We start from the raw sequence: 6,647 nt of genomic DNA on the forward strand, positions 1-6,647 counted from the left end.
GGGCTCGGCGGCGTCCGCCACCGGCGCCCCCACGTAGGGCTCACCCTCGCCCTCGGGCTCGACGGGCACGGACGGACGACGGCCGATGCGACCGGTCACGACCGGCGCCGGCTCGGCCGGGGCCACGGCCTCGGGGGCGGAACCAGGCGACGCGGCAGCCTCGCTCTCGGGCTCGCTGACCTGCTGCGGGGCGGGCACCGGCTGGGCGCTCTCCGCGGCGGGGCCCTCGGGTGCGGCCTGCGGCGTGGAGGCCATGTCCTCGGCACGGGCCACGGGCACACCACCCTCGGTCTCGCCCTTGAGCGCGGCTGCGTGGACGGCCCGCGCGATCTGGGCCACCGACGGCCCGGAGGGACGGCGCTGCGTGCTCTCCTGGGCGCGGGCCTCCCCACCCTGGGACGAGCCACCGCCCTGGCCGCGGCCGGAACGGCGTCCGCCGCCGCCCTTCGGGGCCACCGGGGCGTCCTTCACCACCAGACCGTGGCCGTCGCAGTGCTGGCACTCCTCGCCGTAGACCTCCACGAGGCCGCTGCCCACGCGCTTGCGGGTCATCTGCACCAGGCCCAGCGAGGTGACCTCGGCCACCTGGTGCTTCGTGCGGTCGCGGGCCAGGCACTCCACCAGGCGGCGCACCACGAGGTCGCGGTTGCTCTCGAGCACCATGTCGATGAAGTCCACGACGATGATGCCGCCGATGTCGCGCAGGCGGAGCTGCCGGACGATCTCCTCGGCCGCCTCGATGTTGTTCTTGGTGACGGTCTCCTCGAGGTTGCCGCCCGAGCCCACGAACTTTCCGGTGTTGACGTCGATGACGGTCATCGCCTCGGTGCGGTCGATGATCAGCGACCCGCCCGAGGGCAGCCAGACCTTGCGGTCCATCGCCTTGGCGATCTGCTCCTGCACCCGGAAGTGGTCGAACAGGTCCTCCTGCTCCTCCCACCGCTTCAACTTGCTCGACAGGTCGGGGGCGACGGCGTCGACGTACCCGTTCACCTCGTCCCAGGCCCGGTCGCCGGAGACCACGAGCGAGCCGAAGTCCTCGTTGAAGACGTCGCGGATCACGCGCGTGGTGAGGTCGGGCTCACCGTGCACCATCACCGGCGCCGAGCCCTTGGCCTCGGTGGCGGCGATGCGCTCCCACTGGGCGGTGAGGCGCTCGACGTCGGCGCGCAGCTCGGCCTCCGAGGCACCCTCGGCGGCCGTGCGCACGATGACGCCCGCCTCGGCCGGGACGACGTCCTTGAGGATCTTCTTCAGGCGCGCCCGCTCGGTGTCCGGCAGCTTGCGGCTGATGCCGGTGGTGGTGTTGCCCGGCACGTAGACCAGGTAGCGCCCCGGCAGGGAGACCTGCGCGGTGAGGCGGGCACCCTTGTGGCCGATGGGGTCCTTGGTCACCTGCACCAGCACGGCCTGGCCGGGCTGGAGGGCGGCCTCGATGCGCTTCTGCTCCCCCTTGGGCAGGCCGGCGGCCTCCCAGTTGACCTCACCGGCGTAGAGCACGCCGTTGCGGCCCTTGCCGATGTCGACGAACGCGGCCTCCATGGAGGGCAGCACGTTCTGCACCCGTCCGAGGTAGACGTTGCCCACCATCGTGGTCTGCTGCTTGCGGTCGATGTAGTGCTCCACCAGCACGCCGTCCTCGAGCACGCCCACCTGGGTGTAGTCGGCGGACTGGCGCACCAGCATCGTGCGCTCCACGCTCTCGCGGCGGGCGAGGAACTCGGCCTCGGTGAGCACGGTGCGCTTGCGGCCGGCCTCGCGGCCCTCGCGGCGGCGCTGCTTCTTGGCGGCCAGGCGGGTGGAACCCTGGACGCGGGTCACCTCGTCCCCGGCCTCGCCGGTGGCCTCGCTCTGCTGCTCGCCGCCCTCGCCACGGGACCGCCGGCGCCCACCGCGGGAGCGCTTGCGCGAGCGACGCGAGCGGCTGCTGCGCTCGTGGTCGGTGTCGTCCTCGCTCTGGTCGTCGGCACCGGCGGATCGCTGCTCGTCGGACTGCTCGGTTGCCTCGTCACCCTCGCGGGAGGCCTCGTCGGCCTGGCCCCGGCCACGACCACCCCGGCGGCGACGGGCCCGGCGGCCACCCCGCCCGCCCTCGGACTCGTCGTCAGCGGAGTCCTCACGGTCACGCTCCTCGGACGCCTCCGGGGCCTCGGACGCGTCGGCGTCCTGCTCCACGTCCTCGGCGGCCTCACCCCGGCGGCGACGGCGATCCGGGCGACGGCGGCGCACACGGCCCTCGCCGCGCGCCTCGTCGTCCTGGTCCTCGTGGTCGCGCTCCTGGGAACGCTCCTGCTCCGGGGTCTCCTCCGAGGTGGCCTCCGCCCCCTCGTCGCCGCGCCCGCGGCCTCCGCGCTCACCCCGCGAGCGACGACCGCGGCCCTCGCCACGCTGGCGGCGCCCGGTGGGCTGGTCGTCCTCGTCGGACCGGCGGCGCGGGCTGCGCTCGGCCCCACGGGGCTCCTCGACCTCGTCCTCGGATCGGGAACGAGCGGCGCGGAAGGCGTCGGGGTCGGGTGCCTGGAAGAGCAGCGCGAAGGAACCGGGCTGCTGGGTCTGGTCCGTCATGCGGAGACCTCCACCGCAGGAGGGTCGCCACCCGTGCCGGCGACGGATCCCTCCGGTCTGCCGGCGCGACCGTCCACGCGGTCGTTCGTGCCGCCGTGGGCGGCGAAAAGTCTGGGGTACGGCGTGGCTCGCGCGAGGCGCGTCACCCACCGCCGGCACGCTTCCGGTGGCCGCATCGACCAAGGAGTTCGCGCCGGGAACGTGCCCCCGGGGTGAGGGGGACGTACCGCCCACAAGTGTCGCACACCACGGGCGGGCCGGCCCGACCCCGCGGTCAGTCGTCCGAGCGCGTCGCGATGGCCATGGCGTTGAGCAGGCCGAGGGCGATCCACCCCGCGAACATCGAGGACCCGCCGTAGCTCACGAAGGGCAGCGGCACACCCGTCATCGGCAGCATGCCCATGGTCATGCCCACGTTCTCCGTGGTCTGCGCGGCGAACCAGCAGGCGATGCCCACGGCCACCAGGCGCGGGAAGACGTCCGTCGTGCGCTGCGCGATGGACAGGGCACGCAGCACCACGAACACCAGCAGCAGCAGCACGAGCAGGCCGCCCACCAGACCGAACTCCTCGGCCACCACGGCGAAGATGAAGTCCGACTCGTCCACCGGGAGGAAGCCGCCCTGGGCCTGCCGCCCCTGCAGGTAGCCCTGCCCGAAGAGCCCGCCGGAGCCGACCGCGATCTTGGACTGGATGACCTGGTAGCCGGTCCCGCTCGGGTCCTGCTCGGGGTGCAGGAAGGTGGTGAGGCGGTCCATCTGGTGCTTGGCCAGCAGCCCGCTCGTGATGGCCACGGTGGCCACGGTGACGGCCCCCACGAGCGCGGCCAGCACCCACCACCGGTTGGCCCCCGAGAGGGCCACCACCCCGAACCCCATGAGCCCGATGATGATGCCCGAGCCCAGATCGGGCTGCAGCATCACCAGGCCCAGGGTGAGGAACACCAGGGTCCAGGCCAGCACCACCTGCAGCGAGCCGGGCTCGGCCACCTTGGGGCGCAACCGGTCGCTGAGGATGGCGGCCAGCCCCAGGCAGAGCGCGATCTTCATGAACTCCGTGGGCTGGATGGTGAAGCCACCACCGATGACGATCCACGACTTGGCGCCGTAGATCTCCTTGCCGATGACGAGCACCAGGGCCAGGCCGGCCCAGCCCAGGAGCACCACCCACGGGGTGAGGCTCCGCAGCCGGTAGACGTCCAGGCGGGAGATCACGGCGAACAGGCCCAGGCCCAGGCCCAGGTTGATGAGGTGCTTGACCGCAGTGGCCGCACCGGTGTCCATGTGGGTGGTGCTGTAGATGGCCAGGGCGCCGAGCAGGCTCAGCGCCAGGGCCACGCCCACCAACGGCCAGTCCGTGCGCTGCAGCACCCGCTCGACGACCGGCTGCTCGCGGGGGAGGTCGCTCGGGCGCACCGCGCCGACGGGCGCCGCCCAGCGGTGGGGCACGGTGCTCGGCCTCGCCCCCTCGTCGGTCGGGAACGTCACGGCGCTGCGCGAGCGCGCGGGGCGGGTGCTCGGCGAGGTCTCGGGGAAGGCTCCGCTCACGAGAGCACCTCCCGCGCCTCCGCGACGTCGGCGGTCATCTGCTCCACGAGCGGCTCGATGCCACCGAAGCGCACCATGCCGCGCAGGCGCTGCACGAACTCCACGCCCACGGACCGGCCGTAGAGGTCCAGCCCCGTCCGGTCGATGACGTGGGCCTCCACCGTGCGGCGCTGACCGTCGAAGGTGGGGTTGCTGCCCACGGAGATCGCGGCGGGCAGTCGGCGCCCCGGGTCCTCGTCCGGCGCGTCGTCGAGCACCAGCCAGCCGGCGTAGACGCCGTCGGCGGGGACCATGCCCTCGGCGTCGGCCGAGAGGTTGGCGGTCGGGAAGCCCAGCGCGCGCCCCCGGTGGTCACCGTGCACCACGGTGCCGCGCACGGTGTGCGGTCGCCCGAGGTGCTCGGCGGCGAGGTCGACTCGGCCGTCGCGCAGGGCGGAACGGACCGCGGTGGAGGACCACCGGGTCACGCCGGACTCCCCGCGGTCCTCGAGCACCACCACCTCGAAGCCGAACTCCTCGCCCAGCTCGCGCAGGGTGTCGACGGTGCCGGCGTTCCCGCGGCCGAAGCGGGAGTCCCGCCCCACGACGATGCGCCGCATCCCGAAGTCGCGCACGTAGGTGCCCTCGACGAACTCGCGGGGCCCCTGCGCGGCGAGCTCGTGGGTGAACTCCTGCGCCACGACCACGTCCACCCCGGCCGACTCCAGGAGCTCCAGGCGCTGGGCCAGGCTGCACACGGCCTCCGGCGCGCGCTCGGGGTGGAGCACCTCCAGCGGGTGGGGGTGGAAGGTCAGCACCACGGAGGCGAGGTCGTGCTCCCGCGCCTCGGCGGTGAGGCGGTCCAGCACGGCCCGGTGCCCACGGTGGAGGCCGTCGAAGGTGCCGATGGTGACGGCGGTGCCGCGCCGGCGCACCTCGTGGGGGACCTGGTCGGGGTGGGTCAGTCTGAGCACGGCGGCGAGTCTACGACCCGGCCCCCGTCGCGGGCGGGAAGACGGTGGTCGGCTGCCACCGCTCCCCCGCGCGAGTGGCCACGGCCACGAGCTCGCCCGCCTCGTCCAGCAGCGCCGCCCTCCCCGCCTGGTCGACGGTGAGCGCACGGGAGGGGTCGCCCTCCCACGCGGGCTCGGCCGCGGGGGTGACCTGCATGCCGTTGCGCACGCGCGCCACGGCGGCATCGTCGAGGCGCCCGACCGGCAGCACCCGGCGGGCCACCTCCCCCATCGGCACCACGGGCAGGTGGGCCGGCAACCCGCCCCCCTCACGCACCTCCACGAGCTCCTGCAGCGGTGCCGCGAGGTCGAGGGTGAAGCCGCCCACCGCCTCGCGCCGCAGGGCCACCAGGTGCCCCTCGGAGCCCAGGGCACGGCCCAGGTCGCGCGCCAGGGCGCGGACGTAGGTCCCCGACGAGACCCTCACCCGGACGTCGAGATCGAGGGTCTCGGTGCCTGAGGCACCCGTCGAGGGTCGACGATCGAGCACCTCGAAGGAGTACACCGTCACCGGCCTCGGGGCGAGCTCGAACTCCTCCCCGTCACGCACCTTGGCGTGGGCGCGCTTGCCGTCCACCTTGAGGGCGCTCACGGCGCTGGGGACCTGCTGGACCTCCCCGGTGAGCGACGCGACGGCGTCCTGCAGCGCCGGACCACCGGCCAGCAGGACCTCGCGGTCGGGCACACCCGGCGTGGCGGTGAACTCGCCCTGGGCGTCCTCGGTGGTGGTGCCCTCCCCCAGCCGGATCGTGGCGGAGTAGGTCTTGTCGGCACCCACCAGGTGGGTCAGCAAGCGGGTGGCCCGCCCCACCCCCACGAGCAGGACGCCCGTCGCCATGGGGTCGAGGGTGCCGGCGTGCCCCACCTTGCGGGTGGCGCACAGCCAGCGGCAGCGCGAGACGACGTCGTGGGAGGTCGGTCCCTCGGGCTTGTCGAGCACGAGGAGGCCGTCCGGCGCCGGGTCCGGACGCGGGGTCCGGGGCGCGGGACGGCCCTGCGACGCCGACCTGCCGCTCACTGGTCCTCGTCGTCGGCCGGCTTCTTGTACGGGTCCTCGTCGCCGGCGTAGACGGCCCCGGCGTTCTCCCGCGCACGGCGCTCGTCGTCCTCCTTGGCGCGGCGCAGCACGTCCTCGAGGTGGGCGGCGTCCTCGGGCAGGGCGTCATGCACGAACTCCAGCGAGGGCGTCATGCGGATGCCCAGGCCCTTGCCGACCAGGGTGCGGAGCTTGCCGCGGTTGCGCTGCAGCAGCTCGTCGGTGAGCTCCCGCTGGCGGTCGTCGCCGAGCACGGTCCAGAACACAGTGGCGTGCTGCAGGTCAGGGGTCACGCGGGCGTCGGTGACCGTCATCATGCCCAGGTCCGGGTCCTTGACCACGGCGGCGACGTTCTCCGCGAGGATGTCGCGGATGCGCTCGGCGATCTTGCGGGCGCGTGCGGGGTCGGCCATGTCGGGCTCCTTCGTGCAGGGGGTCGTGCTGGCGGGGCACCAGCCTAGGTCAGGTCTCGTACGGCCGAGGGGCCGCACCCGGGTGGGTGCGGCCC

General features: G+C 74.0%; 5 protein-coding genes. All 5 read right to left on the reverse strand.

All coding sequences use genetic code 11. The annotated features are described in order from the left end of the window. The coding region (locus tag HMPREF3099_RS05600) for a ribonuclease E/G (protein ID WP_070705088.1) at positions 1–2,565 on the reverse strand (2,565 nt) is incomplete at its 3' end. A 274-nt stretch (positions 2,566–2,839) separates the two neighbouring features. Beyond that, positions 2,840–4,111 carry a rod shape-determining protein RodA gene (gene rodA / locus HMPREF3099_RS05605; RefSeq protein ID WP_083323531.1) on the reverse strand — a complete coding sequence of 424 codons (1,272 nt, stop codon included), beginning with the start codon at positions 4,109–4,111 and terminating at the stop codon, positions 2,840–2,842. After that, a complete protein-coding gene (locus HMPREF3099_RS05610) occupies positions 4,108–5,064 on the reverse strand; it encodes a bifunctional riboflavin kinase/FAD synthetase (protein ID WP_070705090.1) in 957 nt (318 codons plus the stop codon). The genes rodA and HMPREF3099_RS05610 overlap by 4 nt, the downstream gene beginning before the upstream one ends. 10 nt (positions 5,065–5,074) lie before the next feature. Further along, positions 5,075–6,043, reverse strand: coding sequence for a tRNA pseudouridine(55) synthase TruB (gene truB / locus HMPREF3099_RS05615; RefSeq protein WP_070705093.1), 969 nt, complete (start codon positions 6,041–6,043; stop codon positions 5,075–5,077). Positions 6,044–6,117: 74 nt separating this feature from the next. Next, positions 6,118–6,552, reverse strand: coding sequence for a 30S ribosome-binding factor RbfA (rbfA, locus tag HMPREF3099_RS05620; RefSeq protein WP_070705091.1), 435 nt, complete (start codon positions 6,550–6,552; stop codon positions 6,118–6,120). Positions 6,553–6,647: the final 95 nt, after the last annotated feature.

It is taken from the genome of Kytococcus sp. HMSC28H12 (assembly GCF_001816045.1).
Taxonomy (GTDB): domain Bacteria; phylum Actinomycetota; class Actinomycetes; order Actinomycetales; family Dermatophilaceae; genus Kytococcus; species Kytococcus schroeteri.

Coding starts and splice junctions, on each gene's coding strand:
- rbfA (WP_070705091.1), bottom strand. CDS start 6,552: ATGGCCGACCCCGCACGCGCCCGCAAGATCGCCGAGCGCATCCGCGAC.